Origin of the sequence: uncultured Desulfovibrio sp., from assembly GCF_949282365.1 — a bacterium.
Classification (GTDB): Bacteria; Desulfobacterota; Desulfovibrionia; order Desulfovibrionales; family Desulfovibrionaceae; genus Desulfovibrio.
On record NZ_CASDOY010000029.1, the window covers coordinates 1 to 18,765 of the forward strand.

Sequence of the window (18,765 nt, forward strand, 5' to 3'; positions counted from 1 at the left end):
CGGTCTGCCTGCCGGCCGCCGGGGACGCGCCCGGCGGAGAGGCGGCCGCCGGGATCGCGCACAGCGCCGCAAGGCGTCCGCGCCGCCCGGACTGACGCTGCGGCCGGGGCTTGCCAGAACAGGCAAAATAACGGATTGTACCGCCTATCGGAGCCCATTTTCCGGTTGAAGGAGCTTTTATGTCGCTTTGTGTGCAGTACCCCTCGACGGGCTGCATTGTGGAATATCTCGAAGGCAACGCCATCCAGATCGCCCTTGTCACCGAAGAATCCGGCGGCAAACTGCGCCTCCTGCTGCCCAACCGGCGCGAAACGCGCCTGACCGCCTCGCGCCTGCTGCCCTGGTCCGGGCCCGCGCTGGGCAGCCTGCCCGGCAAGGACGAGTCCGCCCGCCTGCTGGAACAGCACCGCGCCCGCCGCGAGGAACTGGCCGCGGCCCTGCCCGTGCTGGAGCTGTGGGAGATGAGCCAGGGCGAGGTGCCCGAAGCCTCGGCCCAGTGGTTCGCCGAGCTGGCCGGTCAGGACGACGACGTGGACAGCGTCGCGGCCTGCGGCCGGGCCCTGCTGGCCTGCAAGAGCCATTTCCGTTTCCAGCCGCCGGTCTTCCAGATCTTTTCCGCCGAAATGGTGGAAAAGCGCCTCAGGGAGCAGCAGGAACGCGCCGCCCGCGAGGCCCTGGTGCTGGGCGGCAACAGCTTTTTCCGCCTGCTCTGGGACGTGGCCTGCAAAAAGCGCCCCCTGCCTCCCCAGCCCGGCGAAGGCGGCCGCGGCCTGTCCGAATGGCCCGCGCCCGATGTGGCCGAGCGTCTGAAAGAGATCCTGTTCGCCCGCATGGCCGATCCCGAGAGCCAGGAATACGACGAACTGTGGCGCATGCTCTCCAAGGGTCTGCCCGACGTGCCGCACCTGCCCGTGCAGTTGCTCATGGCCTGGGAACAGGTGCCCGCCCACTACAATTTCTGGTATGACCGCGCGGGCTACGCCCCGGGCGACGACTGGTGGCAGCCGCTGGCCCCGGCCGTGGAGGCCCTGCGCGAAGCGGCCCGCACGGTGGCCCTGCCCGCCTGCGACCTGCCCTTCATCAGCATCGACAGCGCCACCACCCGCGACGTGGACGACGCCTTCCACATCCGGCCCACGGCGGACGGCGGCTTCGAGCTGACCCTGGCCCTGGCCTGCCCGGCCGCCTGCTGGCCCTTCGGCGAGGCCCTGGACAAGGCCGTTTCCCGGCGCGGCACCAGCATCTACCTGCCCGAAGGCGACAGCCACATGATGCCCGAAGTCCTGGGCACGGACGCCTTTTCGCTGCTGGCCGGGCAGGACCGCCCCGCCTTCTGCGTGGCGACGCACATCTCCCCCGAGGGCGGGATCCTGTCCTGCGAGCTTGGGGCCGCGCGGGTGCGTCTGGCCGCCAACCTGACCTATGACGACACCCAGGCCGTGCTGGACGCCCTGGCCGCCGGAGAGGCCCCGCAGGCGGACAATCCCGCCGCGCCCTGGGCGGAGATGCTGGCCTGCGGCAAGGCCTTCGCCCAGGTCTGGCAGCAGGCGCGCATCGCGCGCGGGGCGGTCATCATGGACCGGCCCGAACCGTCCATCGTGCTCACGGGCGAGGGCGCGCAGACGCGCGTCGCCATCGAGCCCGGCCACGAGACCCCGGACTCCCAGCCCCTGGTGGCCGAGATGATGATCCTGGCCAGCGCCGCCGTGGCCCAGTGGGCCGCGGAACGCGAGATCCCCATGCTGCACCGCACCCAGGACGTGGCCCTGCCCCGGGAATATGCCGGGGTCTGGAAGGAGCCCCAGGACATGACGCGCATCATGCGCGCCCTGATCCCCTCCAGCCTCGAAGTGCAGGCCCGGCCCCACGCCGCCTTGGGCCTCGCGCGCTACACGCCCATGACCTCGCCCCTGCGCCGCTACCCCGACCTGGTCAACGAGGCCCAGCTGCTGCACTGGCTGGCCCACGGCAGCCCCCGCTGGGACAGCGAGGCCCTGTCCGGCCTGCTGGTCGGCCTCAATGCCGCGCTGGACGCCGCCGGGCAGGTGCAGCGCTTCCGCCCGCGCTACTGGAAGCTGCTCTACTTCCGCCAGCAGGGCGACAAGGTCTGGTGGGACGGCGTGATCACGGAAGAAAACGACATGTTCGTCAATGTGAGCCTGCCCGCGCAGGGCATGTATGTGCGCGGCAAACGCCGCCTGTTCGACGAACGCGCCTGCCCCGGCATGGCCGTGCAGGTGCGCATCGGCCGCGTGCACCCGCTGTACAACGAGATCCAGATCCTCGAAGCCGTCAGCACGGACGGCTGATGCGGGATACTGCGGAGATGTTTCCGGGGGATGATCCGTGCCGGGGGGAGGGGTGACCCCTCTGCTGGCGCGAGAGGTGTCCCCCCTCCCCTCAAACTCCCCACCCCCTCCCCAGCGCGCTTTACTCTGGAAGGGTGAGGACAAAGACTGGCAGAGACGACAACGCCATGGCAGCCGCTGTGGCGGGGCAAGGACAGCCCCGGTTCAAGGAGGAGGAATATGACGGCCTTTCTGTGTATCGTTCTGGGTTATGTACTGGGTTCCGCCCCGTGGGGGCTGGTCATCGCCCGCACCTTCTGCGGCATCGACCCCCGCAACGACGGCAGCCGCAACACCGGCGCCACCAATGTGGCCCGCCTGTGCGGCTTTCCCTGGGGCGTGCTGACCCTGGCCTGCGACCTGGCCAAGGGCGCCCTGCCCGTGGCCCTGGCCCTGTGGCTGGATCTTTCGCCCCTGGCAGTGACCTGCGTGGCCCTGGCCTGCGTGCTGGGCCATGTCTTCTCCTGCTTCATGGGCTTCCGCGGCGGCAAGGCCGTGGCCACCAGCATCGGCGTCTTCCTGCCGCTGGCCTTCTGCCCCCTGCTCTTCGCCTGCGCGGCCTGCGTGCTGGTCATCTGGCGCAGCGGCTTCGTCTCGCTGGGCTCCCTGACCCTGGTCACGGTGCTGCCCTTCGCCCTGCTGGCCGCCACCCAGTACGCCTGGGTGCCCCTTTCGCTGTGCATCTGGGCCCTGGTGGTCTGGAAGCACAAGGAGAACATCGCCCGCCTGTGCGCCGGAACGGAAAAGAGCTGGCTCAAGAGCCGCCAGAAGTAGGACGACACCAACGACAGCAAAGGCCTCTTTCCCGGACGGGAAAGAGGCCTTTTGCATTTTTATGGAACAGCTGCCTTGCCCCGCCATCCCCCGCAGGGCACGTCCCGGGGCGCATGGAGCCCCCATTGCCGCAGCCTGCCCTAGGACAAAAGACGGGGCTTGTGCTTCCTCGCCTTTCCTGAATGAAGCGCGCCGGGTCGGGAGTTTGAGGAGGAAGGAGGCCCTTTTTGACGCAGGCGGCGCCCCGGACGGCGGCCCGCAGGGCCGTGCCCGTTGCGACGCAGGAAGCTACGGGCATCGACAGCAGAGAGGAAGGTTCCCCCGCAACAGTAAAAACTCGCGTTCATCAACAGCAACGCGAGGGGTCTTCCCCCGTAAAGATCCTCAGCCTAGCGGCCCAGCAGGCCCCGGATGGCGCCACCGGCGTCGCGCACGGCACCGCCTATGCCGCTGCCCGCCTCGCGGGCCGTATCACCGGCCGCGCTGCCGGCCTTCTTGCCGCCTTCCAGCAGGCTGCCGCCCAGGCCCTTGACCGCATCCAGAGCGAACCTGGGGTCCAGCGAGAACGAGAGGTCGTCGAAGGGCCCTTCATAGTTCACGGGGATGTCCAGGCCCAGAGTGGTGATGGTGGCCGTGCCCTGCAGGTACTGGCGCGGCAGGCTGGCATGGGCCTGCCCCCGGGCCTGGAGCCTGGGCGAGGTGGCCGTCATGGGCTTCAGGTCGGCCTCGCCCTTGCGCAGCACGAAGGGCACCTTCACCTGGTCGAAGGTATCGGAGACCGCGCCCTTGAGGCCGGGCACGCTCTGCAGCAGGGAGGCCAGGGCCGGGATGTGCATGTTGCGCACCTGCAGGTCGCCCGAGCCGGAAAGGGCCGCCAGCAGGGCCTCCCTGTCCGCGCCGCCCGTGCCGGCATGCACCTTGAGCGTGGCCACGCCTTCCACGGCGCGCGGCTTGCCCAGGGCTTCCAGCAGGGCCCCCAGGGCCACGTCGGCGGCATCGGCGTCCAGGGAATACTGCCGGGCCGGCAGATCGGCCCCGCCGGAGGCGGACAGACGCCCGCCACTGCCCAGGACGCCCTGGAAGGAGGTCAGGCGATAATCCCCCCTGCTGCCGCTCAGGGCCAGGGAGATGTCGCGCAGCTGGGCCTTCTTCCAGCCCAGGGAGGCCATGGCCAGACGGATGTTGAGCGCGGGCCAGTCCGCGGCCTCGTCCCGTGCGGCGGCCTTCACGGCCTTGCCGTCCGGGGCGGCGGCGCCGGCCCTGGACGCTGCGGCATCCCTGCCGTCCCCGGGCAGGGGCAGGTAGTCGTCCAATTGCAGCGCGCCCAGGCTCAGGGAACCTTCCATGGCGAGCACGTCCCGGAAGTGCAGGCGCAGCTCGGCCCGCAGGGGGGTGGCGTCCAGCTTGCCCTTGGCCTGGGACAGGGACAGGGTATCGCCTTCCCAGGCGACGGAGCCCTTGAACAGCAGGGCGTCCTGCGCGTGGGGCCTGAGCGGCACGCCCAGGGCCGAGGCCAGCTTGCGCGGCGAGCCTTCCAGCAGCACGGAGCCCGTGAAGGCGGGGCCGTCCAGCCGCAGCTTGCCGGTCAGGCCCAGCCGTCCCTGGGGCACGGTGAGGCTCAGGCGGGTGAATTGCAGCTGCCGGGCGGCCATGTCCAGCGCGGCATCCCCCTGCAGCTGCAGTGGGCCGAGGCCCGCGGGCAGCAGGCCGTGCCGGGAGGGCGTGACGGTCAGGGAAAGGTTCTGCACGCGCGGCGTCCTGCCGAAAAGACCGGCCTGGGCGTCCAGGGCCAGGGTCCCGGCCAGCGTGCGCCCCCCGGCCAGCAGCTCGTAGGCGAAATCGCAGCGCAGGACGGCATCCTGCCCGTTGCGCAGGTTCTCCACGGAAAGATTGATGTCGCGCAGGTCATAGCGGTCGCCGCCCTTCTCCACCTGCAGGCTGCCCTTGCTCAGGGTCAGGCGGCCCAGCTCCAGCGGCAGGAGCAGCGGAGCGGAGGCAGGCGCGGCTTCGGGGGCCGCGGCGGGGGCGTTCCCGCTCCCGGGCGCTGCCGGAGCGGCCTTGCCGTCAGGCAGCAGCAGGACCAGCGCGGGACTGTCCAGACGCACCTCGTCGATGACCAGATCGCCGTGCAGCAGGGGCCGCAGTTCAAGGCGGGCCTCGCCGCCTCCGGCCGTGAAGCGCACGCCCTGCCCGTCACGCACGTTGTCCCACCCGACAGCGCCGAACCTGGCGCCGGGCGGCAGCAGGGAAAGCTCGGGAGGACGGCTGAAGGTCACGGGCGCGCCCGTGGCTTTTTCCACCGCGGCCGATATCTGGCCGCTGATGAACGTGGCGTCCAGCTGGCTGATCACGATGGCCAGCCCGGCCGCCAGCGCCAGAACGATGCCTCCGATCCAGCAAAGTACTCGCTTCATGTCCGCCTCCGTAGTCTGCACGCTCTGAGGTTGGAACTTTCTTTTGACTGTAGGGCATCGGCCCGTCCGAGGCAAGACGGCCCGGCAGCTGCGGCAGGAAGGACGGGACAGCCCGGCAGGCCCGCGCCGGACGGACGGGGAACGGCCCGCGCGGTCTTCCTCCCTGCCCTGCCCGCCCCGGGCGGACAGCCGGGGGCAGACAGGACTGCGTTCCCCTGCGCCGGGCGGACAGGGCAATGCCGTGCTGCACATCCTGGAAACCGTGATGGCGTTCCCCCTACGCCGCCGGGCGGACACGGCAGGGCCGGGCACGGGCGCGCAGGCCGCAAAAAAGGGGAGCCTTGCGGCTCCCCTCATCATCTGCAAACCGGTCCGTGCGGACTAGTTGTTTTCCTGGGCGGCCTTGAGCAGGTCGCCGAGGCTCTGCCCGGCTTCCTGGGGACCGGCATGGAATTCCTTGGGCTTGCGGCGGTCTTCGTCGTCCTTGATCTGCTTGATGGACAGGCCCAGACGGCGTTCTTCGGCGCTGACGTGGATGACCTTGGCCTGGATCTCCTGACCTTCCTTGTAGAGCTCGGCAGGGCTCTTGATCTTCTTGTTGGAAAGTTCGGAAACGTGCACCAGACCTTCGATGCCTTCTTCCACTTCCACGAAGAGGCCGAAGTCGGTGATATTGGTCACCACGCCCTTGACGGTGCAGCCCACGGGATAGGTGCTGGGCACATGGCCCCACGGATCATCGACCAGCTGCTTGATGCCCAGGGTGAACTTTTCGTTTTCCTGGTCAACGGTCAGCACCTTGGCCTGCACGGTGTCGCCCACCTTGTAGATCTCGTTGGGATGGCGCACCTTCTTGGTCCAGCTGATGTCGGAGACATGGATGAGGCCGTCGATGCCGTCCTCGATGCCGATGAACATGCCGAATTCGGTGATGTTCTTGATGACGCCTTCGAGGATGGTGCCTTCAGGATACTTTTCGGCCACCAGTTCCCAGGGATTGGGACGGACCTGCTTCATGCCCAGGCTGATGCGCTTCTTCTCGCCGTCCACGCCCAGGATGACGACTTCCACTTCGTCACCGGTGTGCACCATCTGGGAAGGATGGCGCAGCTTGCGGGTCCAGGACATTTCGGAGATGTGCACCAGGCCTTCCACGCCGGGTTCCAGTTCCACGAACGCACCGTAGTCCACCAGATTGGTGACCTTGCCGGTGCACTTGGCGCCTTCGGGGAAGCGGGCGGAGATGTCCTGCCACGGATCGGGCACCAGCTGCTTGAGGCCCAGGGAGACCTTGTTGTTCTCGCGGTCGAAGGAGAGCACCTTCAGGGTCAGGTCCTGGCCCATGGTGATCATTTCCTTGGGATGGCGGATGCGCTTCCAGCTCATGTCGGTGATGTGCAGCAGGCCGTCCAGACCGCCCAGGTCCACGAACACGCCGTATTCGGTGATGTTCTTGGCCTTGCCGTGCACGATCTGGCCTTCTTCCAGGGTGCGCAGCAGATCCTGACGCTTGGAATCGCGTTCTTCTTCCAGCAGCACGCGGCGGGAGACGATCACATTGCTGCGGCGGCGGTTGATCTTGAGCACGCGGAATTCGAATTCCTGATTGACCAGGGCGTCCATGTCGGGCACGGGACGCAGGTCCACATGCGAGCCAGGCAGAAAAGCTTCAACCCCGCCGATGTCCACGGTGTAGCCGCCCTTGATGCGGCGCACGATGTGGCCCTTGATGACCCGGTTGTTTTCCTGCACGTCTTCGAGCTGGTCAAAGACCTGCATGCGCTTGGCTTTTTCAAAGGACAGCGTGATGGTGCCTTCCATTTCGTTCTTGCGAACCACATAGACATCCACACGGTCGCCCACGCTGACGGTCATGTTGCCGGCGGCGTCACGGAACTCGCTGGCCGGGATCTGGCCTTCGGACTTGAAGTTCACGTCCACCAGAACATTGTCGTCATCCACGCGAACGATCTCGCCCTTGGTGATAGAGCCTTCTTCGAGGTCGCCGAAGTCGGGATTGAGATAGTTTTCAAGGGCGCTTTCGAAACTCATTTCGTTTTCGTGCCCGGTTTCCTTGTCTGCCATGCTTGACATGCCTCCAAACATAATTTGTCCCCTGTAAGGGGGTGAAAGACAGTAGCAAAAGGAAAACCAAAGCACAAGGCGAAATTCGCCCGCAGGCGCGCCGGAGCGCGAAAAACGCCGCTTCCTCCGCGCCGGCGCGGCAAAACGGCTGCGGCAAAAGGTCGCGACGGGCGCGCACGGGCCGCCGCTGCCACGATCTGCCGACCCCGGGACAGCGGCCCCGGCAAAAAAGGGACATGCCGCAGGCTGGCGGCATGCCCCTCAAAAAAGATCGCGCCCAGCCCTAGCGGGCCAGTTTCACGAAGGTCAGCTCGTGCTTGTTGCAGGAAAGGTGCAGCAGGCGGCCGCCGGGTATGGCGGCGAAGGCGCGGGCCGTCTCGTGGTCGGTCCGGGCCTGGAACTTGAGCGTGCAGACCACGTTGCGGCAGGCATCGGCGGCCAGCCATCCCTTCACGGTCTCCAGCAGGCGGTCGGGATAGCAGATCATGTCCGAGAACAGCCAGTCCACCTGCCCCACATGGCGCGGTTCCAGACCAAAGCCGCTGCCCAGGCAGTGGTTGACGCCGGGCATGGCCGCCACCTGCGGCGCCAGTCCGGCCTTGTCCACGCTGAACACGCGGCAGCCCAGCCGCCCCAGCACCCAGGTCCAGCCGCCCGGGGCCGCGCCCAGGTCGATGCACAGTTCTCCCGGCGCGGGCGTGCGCCCGGTCAGGGTGAAGACTTCCCACAATTTGAGGTAGGCGCGTCCCGGCGGGTCCTCGCGATTCTCCACGAACTGCACCTCGCCGTCGGCAAAGGGCGAGGTGGTGCGCGGCGAAGCCAGCATCAGGTCCTTTTCCCAGAGGGTGAAGGCCCCCAGCGGCGCGGACGGGGCGGGCGTGCCGAAGTGCAGGGGACGCGCCGCCACATAGGGCAGCTGCTCCTGCATGAGCCGCAGACGCCGCACATGGCCGCCGATGCTGGGGATATGCGCCCGCCAGTTGCGCTGCAGGGCGGCCAGCTGGCGCGCGCCGCTGCCGATGGAGGCCACGGGGATCCAGCGCGGTTCGGTCCAGACGTTCTGGGCCCAGGCCGCCGCCTCCGTACCGCGCGCCAGCACCAGACGGCCGCGCACGGTGATGACGCGCCCGCCCAGCTCTTCCAGCAGGGGCTGCATATAGTCGCGCGCCGCCACCTGCACGCTGAAATCCTCCTGCGGCAGGGCCGAACGGGGCAGGTCGGGCCAGCGGCGGGCCAGACGTTCCTGCTCCTGCTGCCGGGCCTCGCGCCGCTGCTCCCGGCGTTCCTGCCGCCAGCGCGGGCTGCCGTGATCCTCTCCGGCATCCCCTTCCAAAGCTGCCGCCCTGCTGCTCCTGCCAGCGGCAGACCGCGCGGGAGCCTGCGCCGCTTCACCGGGGAGGCGACGCCCGGAACGGCGGGACGGCCCCTGCCTGTCCGCGCCCTGCTCCGGGCCCTTTGCCGGGGCCAGTTCCGGGCCTGTCTTGCCCCCGCGGCCACGGCGGGGCGCTGGACGTTGTTTGTCTTCCCTGTCGCCTTCCCGGGCGGGCTGCCCTTCATGGGCAGCGCCGCGCCGCGGCGCGGGGAACGATCGGCTGTGCGTACTCATGCGGCCAGCATAGCCCAAAGCCCGGCCAAGGCCAAGCGCGGGCCGGGGCCGCCGCCGGCCTGTCCCGCTCCCGCCGGCGGGCGTAAGATGCCGGGATAGCCGGCACGATGGCGACCGGCCCGCCCGTCCGCTTGACTTTTGCCCGGCAAACCGTTTCTGATGGCGCATCCATGCGGGGAATTCCGTGCGAATCGGAAACAGTCGCGCTGCGGTGAGAGGGTACGGAGCTTCTTTGGCGAAACGCCACGACAGCCAGCCGTCACGGTGAAGGCGAAGCGAAGGCCCGGAGGCTTGTCCTCCCCATTCCCTCAAGTCCGAATACCCGCCATCCCCAACCTTTCAACGCGTCATTGAGGAGGTTCCATGCGTCACATCCCCACAACGTCCCTGCGCTCCGGCCTGCTGGCCCTGCTGCTCTCCCTCTGCCTGGCCCTGCCCGCCCTGGCGGCCCAGAAAGAAGGCCTGCTGCTGGTGGCCTTCGGCACCAGCGTGCCCGAGGCCCAGCCCGCCCTGACCGCCATCGACCAGGAATTCCGGGCCGCCTTCCCCCACAGCCCCGTGGTCTGGGCCTATACCTCAAGCATCATCCGGGCCAAACTGGAAAAGAAGGGCGTGCATATCGGCGACGTGAACGCCGGTCTGGAAGAACTGGCCCGGCACAAGGTGGACGTGGTGCGCGTCCAGTCCCTGCATGTGGTGGCCGGAGAGGAATTCAGCGAGATGGAGCGCCTGCTCGTCAGCTGGCTGGCCCGCCATCCCGACAGCTTCAAGGCCGTCTATCTGGGCCGCCCGCTGCTGGAATCCCGGCAGGATGCCGGGGAGGTCTGCCGCGCCGTGCTGGCCGCCACCGCGGGCAAGCGCCAGCCCGGCGAAGCGCTGCTCCTTATGGGTCACGGCCAGAGCCACGGCCGTGGCGACATGGTCATCGAGGGCATGCGCGCCGTCCTGGCCGATGCCGATCCCCTGGCCATGCTGGCCACCGTGGAAGGCTCGCGCGGCTTCGATCAGGTGCGGGCCGCCCTCACGAGCGGCCGCGCGTCCGTGGTCTGGCTCCAGCCCTTCATGGTGGTGGCCGGGGATCACGCCCGCAACGACCTGGCCGGAGACGAGCCCGATTCCTGGGCCTCGCAGGTCCGGACCCTGGGCCTCACGCCCCGGCCCGTGCTCACCGGCCTGGGCGAGCTGCCCGGCGTGCGCGCCGTCTTCGTGCGCCATGCCCGCGACAGCCAGGACGATCTGCTGAAGCGATAAAAAAGATGCTGCCAGAGGGAGAAGGGGCCCCTTTGGGAAAAGGGCCCCCCTTCTCCCCCTGGATCCCCTCTTCCCCCAAAAACTTTTGCTCCGGTCCGACCGGATGCTCCCCGTCGCTGTATGGGAGGGCAGGCCATCCGGCACAGGGCAGGCAGCCCGCACCCCCGCCGGCCGGACCGTCGCAGGCGGGGGATCATAGACGTCAGCCAGCAAAAAAGGACGCCATGCGTGGCGTCCTTTTTTACTGGCTTTTCGGGGGTGCGCCCCAAACTGTCTGTCCGTTTCCCCGCGAAGTCCCCGGCTTTTCCCCCGCCCATGAAAAAGCCATCATATCTCCACGGCGCACTTGCCGCCCTTCGTCCGTGTCCTCCGGGGACGGACGCACGAAGAGGGCCCCTCGCGACCAAACGGGCCGTCACTGACCTGGACAAAAGTTTTTGGCGGGGATGGAGGGAGCTTGAGGGGGGAAGGGGAGACCTTTTTTCAAAAAGGGCACCCTTCCCCCCTCAAAAAAATGACTGCCGTCCTAGCGCAGATCGGTGACGCGCTTGGACTTGCTGAAGGTACGGGGCAGGCTGGCGTGATCGACGATCTTCACGGCCACGCGGGCCAGCAGGGACTTGTGCAGGCGCTGTTCCAGCGCGGCCACCAGCTGGGCGTCGCCGCCGGCGCTGGTGCCCTGGGCGCGTTCCACGGTCAGGGTCATGTGATCCAGGGCGCGGTCGTCGCGGCTCAGTTCCACATGGTATTCGCCGCCCAGTTCGGGGAAGGCGCCGATGACGTCCATGATCTGGCCGGGGTAGATGTTGACGCCGCGGTAGATGATCATGTCGTCGGAGCGGCCCAGGATGCGGTCGTGACGGGGCATGCCGAGGCCGCAGGGGCAGTCGCCGGGCAGCAGGCGCGAAAGGTCGTGGGTGCGGTAGCGCAGCAGGGGCACGGCCTCCTTGCGCAGGCTGGTGACCACCATCTCGCCCACTTCGCCTTCGGGCACGGGCTGCAGGGTCTCGGGGTCGAGGATCTCGATGATGAACAGGTCGGCCCAGTAATGCAGGCCGTTGTGTTCGTCGCAGTCGATGGCCGTACCGGGGCCGTACATCTCGGTCATGCCCGCGATGTCGTAGCTGCTTTCCAGACCCAGTTTGCTTTCGATGGCCAGACGCATCTTCTCGCTGCGGATCTCCGAACCGCAGATGATCTTGCGCAGCTTGAGCCGGTCACGGATGCCGGCGCGTTCCACTTCTTCGGCCAGCAGCAGGGCCATGGAGGCCGTGGCACCGAAACAGGTGGAACCCATGTCGCGCAACAGCTGCAGATGCATCTCCAGGTTGCCGGGCCCCACGGGGATGGTGAGCATGCCGAAGCGCTCGCTGCCCAGCTGGAAGCCCGCACCGGCCGTCCACAGGCCGTAGCCCACGGCTATCTGCATGCGGTCCAGGGGGGTCAGGCCAGCCATTTCGAAACAGCGGGCCATCTGCAGGGTGAAGGTATCCACATCGCGGGCCGTGTAGGCCAGGATCTTGCGCTTGCCCGTGGTGCCGCTGGAAGCGTGGATGCGCACCACCTCTTCCTCGGGCACGCAGAGCAGGGGCAGGGGATAGCCTTCGCGCAGGTCTTCCACGTCCACGGTGGGCAGGCGGCGCAGATCGTCCAGCGAGGTGATGTCGTCGGGCGTGACGCCGCAGGCCTCCAGGCGCTTGCGGTACTGGGGGGACTTGAAGGCCTGGCGCACGGTGTAGCGCAGGCCTTCCAGCTGCTGACGGGCGATCTCTTCGGGAGAAAGCCGGGGGATGAAACGGTGATTCATGGAACTGTCTCCTTGAGAGATCATGGACCGTGGCGACAGGCGCCACAGGGACCGCCGCAGCGACGGCGCGGCAGGAAGCGGCCTGTCCTGTGCCGGGAAGGGCGGCTGGCGGTGCGCCCTCCGGCCGGGGACGACCGGGACGCCCGCTGCAGCGTGCCGGCCGCCATTGTGCGCGTTTTTGCCCTGATGGGCAACAGGGAGGAGGGCGGAAGGCGGGACGGGAGGCCTGCCTTTTGCCGCCTGCGCCATCCGCTGCCGCCTTTTGTCCGGCATCACGGGCAGTCTGCCTGCGTGCGCTGCGGCAGGGGCCTGCGCGGCCCCCTGCATCCCCTGCTCCGCATCGGCCCCGGCAGCCTCCACGACGCGCCGTGGTCGGCGCACGCCCCCGGGCATCGTAGCCGACGCTCCATAACCGACAGGGAAAAACGGGATGCCTGTCCTTTTCCCGAATAAGGCGCGCTGGGGAGGGGATGGGGGCTTGGGGGAAGGGGCCCCCTTGCGTACTGGCCGGGGGGCCAAGCCCCGGCAGCATGGCATCACAGCCCGGCGGGCCGGGGCGCCACGGGCAGCAGGCCCTCCAGGCCGATACCGGCGAGGCTGACCGGGGCCCGGTAGGGATAGATCTCCACTCCGGCGTCCAGCGCCTCATAGAACAGGGCGGCGTAGGCGGGATCGATGACGTCCGCCGGGCCGAAGCAATGGCCGTCCGGGCGCTGCACCAGATAGAACATGGCCGCGCGTTCGCCGCAGCGCACGATGTCCATGAGCTCGCGCAGATGCTTCCGGCCGCGCTCCGTGGCCGCGTCGGGGAAGCAGGCCACGCCGTCTTCCACCATGGTCACGTTCTTGCATTCCACCCACAGGGGCGGCAGGCCGGGCCCCGTGAGGCAGGCGTCCAGGCGGCTTGCGCCGCGTTTGGCCTCGCGGCGGCATTGCGTATAACCGCGGGCGAAAGCCAGCCGTCCGGCATGGAAGGCGGCCTCGATCATGCGGTTGGGCACGCTGGTGTTGACGCCCACCCAGAAGCCGCGCCCCGGGGCAGGGGCCGCATCCGGGACAGGATGGTCCGGGGCGGCGTCCCGGCCGGGCGCGGGCGGCACGGCCCGTTCGGCCAGCCAGACGGCCTCCTGGGTGTAGGGCAGCTTGCGCGCGGGATTGGCCGCGGGCGAGGCCAGCAGGGGCGCGCCGGGCAGGGTCAGGCCCAGCATGCTGCCGGAATTGTTGCTGTGGACCCAGACGCTCCGGCCATCCAGCTCCATTTCCACACTGAAGCGCTTGTAACGCCTGACAAAACGGCCCACCACACAAGCGGGCGGCAGGGGCAGAAGAGGGGTGTTTTCCATGTCTCCATCCCGGACGGCAATGCCGTCGAAAAGCGTCCACATTTACAGGCAGGTGTGAACCTGCTAACCTTTTGCGCCGTGGCCGGAGCAGGCACGCCGCAGGCCGGCCATTCCCATTCCAGGCAAGGAGCACCCTATGCAGATTTCCGAACGTGTGCGCAGCATGAAGCCTTCCCTGACCCTCAGTGTCAATACCCGCGCCATGGAGCTGCGGGCCCAGGGCATACAAGTCACCAGCCTGGCCGTGGGCGAGCCGGACTTCCCCACCCCCAAGCACATCTGTGAGGCCGCCAAGGCCGCCATCGACGCCAATTTCTGCCGTTATACGGCCGTGCCCGGCATCCCCGAGCTGCGCGCCGCGGTGGGCGGTTACTTCAAACAGTTCTACGGCGAGGACGTGGCCCCGGAATGCACCATCGTGTCCGCCGGCGGCAAACATGCCCTGTACAACTTCATGCAGGCCTCCATCAACCCCGGCGACGAGGTGCTGCTGCCCGCCCCCTACTGGGTGAGTTATCCCTACACCATCCAGCTGGCCGGCGGCGTGCCCGTCATCGTGCAGGCCTCGCTGGAACAGGGTTTCAAGGTCACGCCGGACATGCTGGACGCCCAATGCACCGGCAAGACCCGGCTGCTGGTGCTCAACACGCCCAGCAACCCCACGGGCGCGGTCTACAATGCCGCAGAGCTGGCCGCCATCCTGGACTGGGCCGACAGCCGCGGCGTCTATGTGCTGACCGACGAGATCTATGACCAGCTGGTCTTCGCTCCGGCCAAGATGGCCAGCGCCGTGCACCAGTTCGCCAGGTACCCCGAAAAGGTGGCCATCCTCAACGGCGTGTCCAAGAGCTTCGCCATGACCGGCTGGCGCGTGGGCTATGTGGTGGCCCATCCCGAGATCATCAAGAAGATGTCCAGCCTGCAGGGGCACTGCACGTCCAACATCTGTTCCATCTCGCAGAAGGCCGCCCTGGCCGGCCTCACCGGCCCCCTGGACTTCCTCGGCGAGATGCGCGGCGCCTTCCAGCGCCGCCGCGACCTGGCCATGGACATCATCAACGGCTGGGATTTCGCCTCCTGCCCCTGCCCGGACGGCGCCTTCTACCTCTTCGTGGACGTGCGCAAGTGCTTCGGCGGCACGGTGAAGAACTCCACCGAGCTCTGCACCTGGCTGCTGGACAAGGCCCGCGTGGCCGTGGTGCCCGGCGCGGCCTTCGGCGACGACAACTGCATCCGCTTCTCCTACGCCGTGAGCGACGAGACCCTGCGCGACGCCCTGCAGCGCATCGGCGACGCCCTGTCCCAGCTGGCCTAGGCCCGGGACCCTTACGTTTTGTTTTTTGGGGGGGAAGAAAGCCCTTTGGGTCGCTGCCTGCGGCAAAAAGGGCCTTCTTCCCCCCAAACTCCTCCATCCTCCCCCACACGCGTTCTGTTCCCCGCACGGTCTGGCCTTCCGGCAAAACACACGGAAAGGGCCGGGCCCGACTCGCCAGACAAGTACCGCCATCCCCCAGGGAGGGGCTCCCGCGGGAGCCCCTCCTTTTTTCGTACCGGCCGGCCTCCCTTTCCCCTTCCCTGCCGGGGGACCGGCAGCAGGCTACGGCCGTCATGTCCCGCCGGCCGCCATCCGCCTGGATGACATACGTTTGGGGAGGGGTGGGGCCAGGGGGCGGGAAGGCCCTTTCCGCATGGGCAACAGGGCCTCCCACCCACGGAAAAGACCTGCCGTGCCTCCTCCGCCCCCGCATCCCCTCTCGACAAGTCACGGGAGAGGATGGTAAAAAATCCCTTTCCCCATCCTGTCCCTGCAAGGAGATTTTCCCGTGTGCCAGAGTGATTTTCCCGTCTATCGCGGCCAGATGGAATATGTGTGCCTGCACTGCGGCCAGCGCTATCCCGGCGACAGCCTGCTCTACACCTGCCCGTCCTGCGGCGGCGTGTTCCTGCTGGAAAATACCAGGTTCGACGAACTGAAACAGCGCAGCGGCGAGCAGTGGCGCGAGCTCTTCGACCGCCGCGCCTCCACCCGCAGCACGGCCCTGCGCGGCATCTTCCGCTATTACGAGCTGCTGGCCCCCCTGCTGGACGAGGAAGACATCGTCTATCTGGGCGAAGGCCTGACCCCCATCGTGGAGGCCGCCCCGGCCCTGCGCGACCGTGTGGGCGTGCCCTTCGCCTACAAGAACGACGGCCAGAACCCCAGCGCCTCCTTCAAGGACCGCGGCATGGCCTGTGCCTTCAGCTATCTGAAATGGCTCTGCCGCCGCCACCAGTGGGACGAGGTGCTGACCGTCTGCGCCTCCACCGGCGACACGTCCGCCGCCGCGGCCCTGTACGCCTCCTATGTGGGTGCGCCCCTCAAGAGCGTGGTGCTGCTGCCCCACGGCAAGGTGACGCCGCAGCAGCTCTCCCAGCCCCTGGGCAGCGGCGCCACGGTGCTGGAACTGCCCGGCGTCTTCGACGACTGCATGAAGGTGGTGGAGCATCTGGCCGAGAACTACCGCGTGGCCCTGCTCAACTCCAAGAACAGCTGGCGCATCCTGGGCCAGGAATCCTACGCCTACGAGGTGGCCCAGTGGTACGGCTGGGACGTGTCCGGCCTGTGCATCTTCGTGCCCGTGGGCAATGCGGGCAACATCACGGCCGTCATGTCCGGCTTCCTCAAGATGCTGGAGCTGGGCCTCATCACCAGCCTGCCGCGCGTCTTCGGCGTGCAGAGCGAACACGCCGACCCGGTCTACCGCTACTATGCCGCGCCCAGGGACGCCCGCGTCTGGCAGCCCGTGACCGTGCAGCCCAGCGTGGCCCAGGCCGCCATGATCGGCAATCCCGTGTCCTTCCCGCGCGTGCAGCGCCTGGCCGAGAAGTTCATGGAAAAGGGCGGCGAAAAGGCCTTCCAGGTGGTGCAGGTGACGGAACAGCAGATCATGGACGCCATGATCGTGGCCAACCGCCACGGCCATATCGCCTGCACCCAGGGCGGCGAATGCCTGGCCGGTCTGGTCAACGCCCGCGCGCTGGGCCTGGTGGGCGATGACGAACACGCCGTGCTGGACGCCACGGCCCACGCCCTCAAGTTCTCGGGCTTCCAGGACATGTATTTCAACAACAGCTTCCCCGAAGCCTACGGCATCACGCCGCTGCCCGAGCTGGCCAACAAGCCCGAGCTGCTGCTGCCCGAAAGCGCCCGCGAAGGCAAGGACGTGGCCACCTTCGCCCGCCTGGGCGCCGACGCCGTGGTGGCCCGCCTGGGCCTGAGCCGCAAGTAGACCTTACCGGCACGGCGCCCTGCCCCGCCAGGGCCTGACCGGGAAAGGCCCCGCGCGGCGCGTCCGTGATCCGGCATGAAAAACAGCCCCCTTCCTTCCGGGAGGGGGCTGTTGTCGTCCTTTGGCGGGCGGCCCTTAGGGCGCGGCCTTGGGTTCCGGTTCGGCCATGGCTTCGGGCCAGCGCTCGGCGGCCATCTCGCGCAGGCGGAACTTCTGGATCTTGCCGCTGGCGGTCAGGGGGAAGCCATCCACCACGGCGATGTAGCGCGGGATCTTGTACCAGGCGATCTTGCCGCGGCAGAAGGCGCGCACGTCCTCGGGCGCGATGGGCACGTCGGGCCGGGCGATGATGAAAGCGCCCACTTCCTCGCCATACTTGCGGCTGGGCACGGCCACCACCTGGATGTCCAGCACGCCGGGCATGCCCATGAGGAATTCCTCGATCTCGCGCGGGTAGACGTTCTCGCCGCCGCGGATGATCATGTCCTTGATGCGGCCGGTGACGCGCACATAGCCGTTCTCGTCCATGGTGCCCAGGTCGCCGGAATGCAGCCAGCCCTCTGGGCTGATGGTGCGGGCCGTTTCTTCGGGCATGTTGTAGTAGCCCTTCATGACGTTGTAGCCCCGGCAGAGGATCTCGCCCACCTGGCCGCGCGGCAGTTCCTCGCAGGTCTCGGGGTCGCCGATGCGCACTTCGATGCCGGGCATGGCGCAGCCCACGGTCTCGCAGCGCAGATGCAGGGGGTCATCGGGGTCGGACTGGGTCATCACCGGCGAGCCTTCGGTCAGGCCGTAGCAGATGGTGATGTCCTTCATGTACATGTCTTCCACCACGCGGCGCATGAGCGGCTCGGGACAGACGGAACCGGCCATGATGCCCGTGCGCAGGCTGGAGACGTCGAAACGCTTGAACATCTTGTGTTCCAGCTCGGCCAGGAACATGGTGGGCACGCCGTACAGGGCCGTGCAGCGTTCGCTGTCCACGGCGGCCAGCACATGCAGGGGGTTGTAGGCCTCCAGGATGACCATGCAGGCCCCGTGGTTGACGCAGGCCGAGACGCCCAGCACGCAGCCGAAGCAGTGGAAGAGCGGCACGGGCAGGCAGACGCGGTCCTTGTCGGAGAAGCGCTGGTTGCGGCCGATCCAGTAACCGTTGAGCCCCACGCCCACATGGGTCAGCATGACGCCCTTGGGGAAGCCCGTGGTGCCGGAGGTGTACTGCATGTTGATGGCGTCCCAGGGGTCCAGGCTGTCCTGCCGGGCCTTGTACTCGGCATCGTCGGTCATGACGGACATGGACAGGATCTCGGGCACGGAGTACATGCCGCGATGCTTTTCCGCGCCCAGGAAGCAGACGCGCCGCAGATGCGGCAGGCGCTGGAAACTGAGCTGGTCGCGGCTCTGGTAGCGCAGCTCGGGCGCCAGCTGGTAGAGCGTGTCGATGTAATCATGGTCGCGCAGGCTGTCCATGATGAAGATGTTTTCGCATTCCGACTGGTTGAGCAGATATTCCAGCTCATGCTCGCGGTAATTGGTGTTGACCGTGATCAGGATGGCCCCGATCTTGGCCGTGGCGAACTGCAGGGCCACCCAGTAGGGCACGTTGCTGGCCCAGACGGCCACCTTTTCCCCCTTCTGCACGCCCAGCGCCATGAGGCCCTTGGCGAACATGTCGACGGTATCGGCGAACTCGCGCCAGGTCTGGCGGTAGTTGCGGTCCGCGTAGACGATGGCCTCCTTGTCGGGGATGCGGGCCACCGTATCGTCCAGCACCTGGCCCAGGGTCTTTTCACGCAATTCGAACAGCGCCTGGCGCTGGCGCACTTTCTCGTCCATGGATCATCCTCGTCTGCCGCGCGGGGCGCGGG

The 18,765-nt window shown here is 67.8% G+C and carries 11 protein-coding genes and 1 riboswitch; of the genes, 5 read left to right on the top strand and 6 right to left on the bottom strand.

The window, feature by feature from the left end:
* The first annotated feature begins 179 nt into the window (after positions 1–179).
* Both Q1X76_RS06825 and plsY read left to right on the top strand, forming a co-directional pair.
* Positions 180–2,309 carry a ribonuclease catalytic domain-containing protein gene (locus tag Q1X76_RS06825; protein ID WP_300718876.1) on the top strand — a complete coding sequence of 710 codons (2,130 nt, stop codon included), beginning with the start codon at positions 180–182 and terminating at the stop codon, positions 2,307–2,309.
* Positions 2,310–2,528: 219 nt separating this feature from the next.
* The gene (gene plsY / locus Q1X76_RS06830; RefSeq protein WP_300718877.1) at positions 2,529–3,122 is read left to right on the top strand and encodes a glycerol-3-phosphate 1-O-acyltransferase PlsY; all 594 of its coding nucleotides are present in this window, start codon (positions 2,529–2,531) and stop codon (positions 3,120–3,122) included.
* A gap of 389 nt (positions 3,123–3,511) precedes the next feature.
* Here the strand turns inward: plsY and Q1X76_RS06835 are convergent, their stop codons facing one another.
* The 3 genes from Q1X76_RS06835 to Q1X76_RS06845 form a co-directional block, all read right to left on the bottom strand.
* Positions 3,512–5,536: an AsmA family protein gene (locus tag Q1X76_RS06835; protein ID WP_300718878.1), complete on the bottom strand. Its 2,025-nt coding sequence runs from the start codon at positions 5,534–5,536 to the stop codon at positions 3,512–3,514.
* A 381-nt stretch (positions 5,537–5,917) separates the two neighbouring features.
* On the bottom strand, positions 5,918–7,621 hold the full coding sequence (locus tag Q1X76_RS06840) for a 30S ribosomal protein S1 (RefSeq protein ID WP_300718879.1): 1,704 nt from the start codon (positions 7,619–7,621) through the stop codon (positions 5,918–5,920).
* 283 nt (positions 7,622–7,904) lie between these two features.
* On the bottom strand, positions 7,905–8,777 hold the full coding sequence (locus Q1X76_RS06845) for an SAM-dependent methyltransferase (protein ID WP_300718893.1): 873 nt from the start codon (positions 8,775–8,777) through the stop codon (positions 7,905–7,907).
* Between the two features lie 593 nt (positions 8,778–9,370).
* Positions 9,371–9,572, top strand: a riboswitch (cobalamin riboswitch).
* A gap of 18 nt (positions 9,573–9,590) precedes the next feature.
* Here Q1X76_RS06845 and Q1X76_RS06850 point away from each other — a divergent pair.
* Positions 9,591–10,478, top strand: a complete 888-nt coding sequence (locus tag Q1X76_RS06850) for a sirohydrochlorin cobaltochelatase (protein ID WP_300718880.1) — start codon at positions 9,591–9,593, stop codon at positions 10,476–10,478.
* A gap of 526 nt (positions 10,479–11,004) precedes the next feature.
* On the opposite strand, the gene Q1X76_RS06855 is transcribed toward Q1X76_RS06850, so the two are convergent.
* Together Q1X76_RS06855 and sfsA are read right to left on the bottom strand one after the other, a co-directional pair.
* A complete protein-coding gene (locus Q1X76_RS06855; protein ID WP_300718881.1) occupies positions 11,005–12,285 on the bottom strand; it encodes a phenylacetate--CoA ligase in 1,281 nt (426 codons plus the stop codon).
* Between the two features lie 536 nt (positions 12,286–12,821).
* Positions 12,822–13,628, bottom strand: coding sequence for a DNA/RNA nuclease SfsA (gene sfsA / locus Q1X76_RS06860; RefSeq protein ID WP_300718882.1), 807 nt, complete (start codon positions 13,626–13,628; stop codon positions 12,822–12,824).
* Between the two features lie 136 nt (positions 13,629–13,764).
* On the opposite strand from sfsA, the gene Q1X76_RS06865 reads away from it, so the two are divergent.
* A complete protein-coding gene (locus Q1X76_RS06865) occupies positions 13,765–14,943 on the top strand; it encodes a pyridoxal phosphate-dependent aminotransferase (protein WP_300718883.1) in 1,179 nt (392 codons plus the stop codon).
* A gap of 544 nt (positions 14,944–15,487) precedes the next feature.
* Positions 15,488–16,897, top strand: coding sequence for a threonine synthase (gene thrC / locus Q1X76_RS06870; RefSeq protein ID WP_300718894.1), 1,410 nt, complete (start codon positions 15,488–15,490; stop codon positions 16,895–16,897).
* A gap of 135 nt (positions 16,898–17,032) precedes the next feature.
* Here the strand turns inward: thrC and Q1X76_RS06875 are convergent, their stop codons facing one another.
* Positions 17,033–18,733 (bottom strand): AMP-binding protein, encoded by a 1,701-nt coding sequence (locus Q1X76_RS06875; RefSeq protein ID WP_300718884.1) that lies wholly within the window; start codon positions 18,731–18,733, stop codon positions 17,033–17,035.
* Positions 18,734–18,765 lie beyond the last annotated feature (32 nt).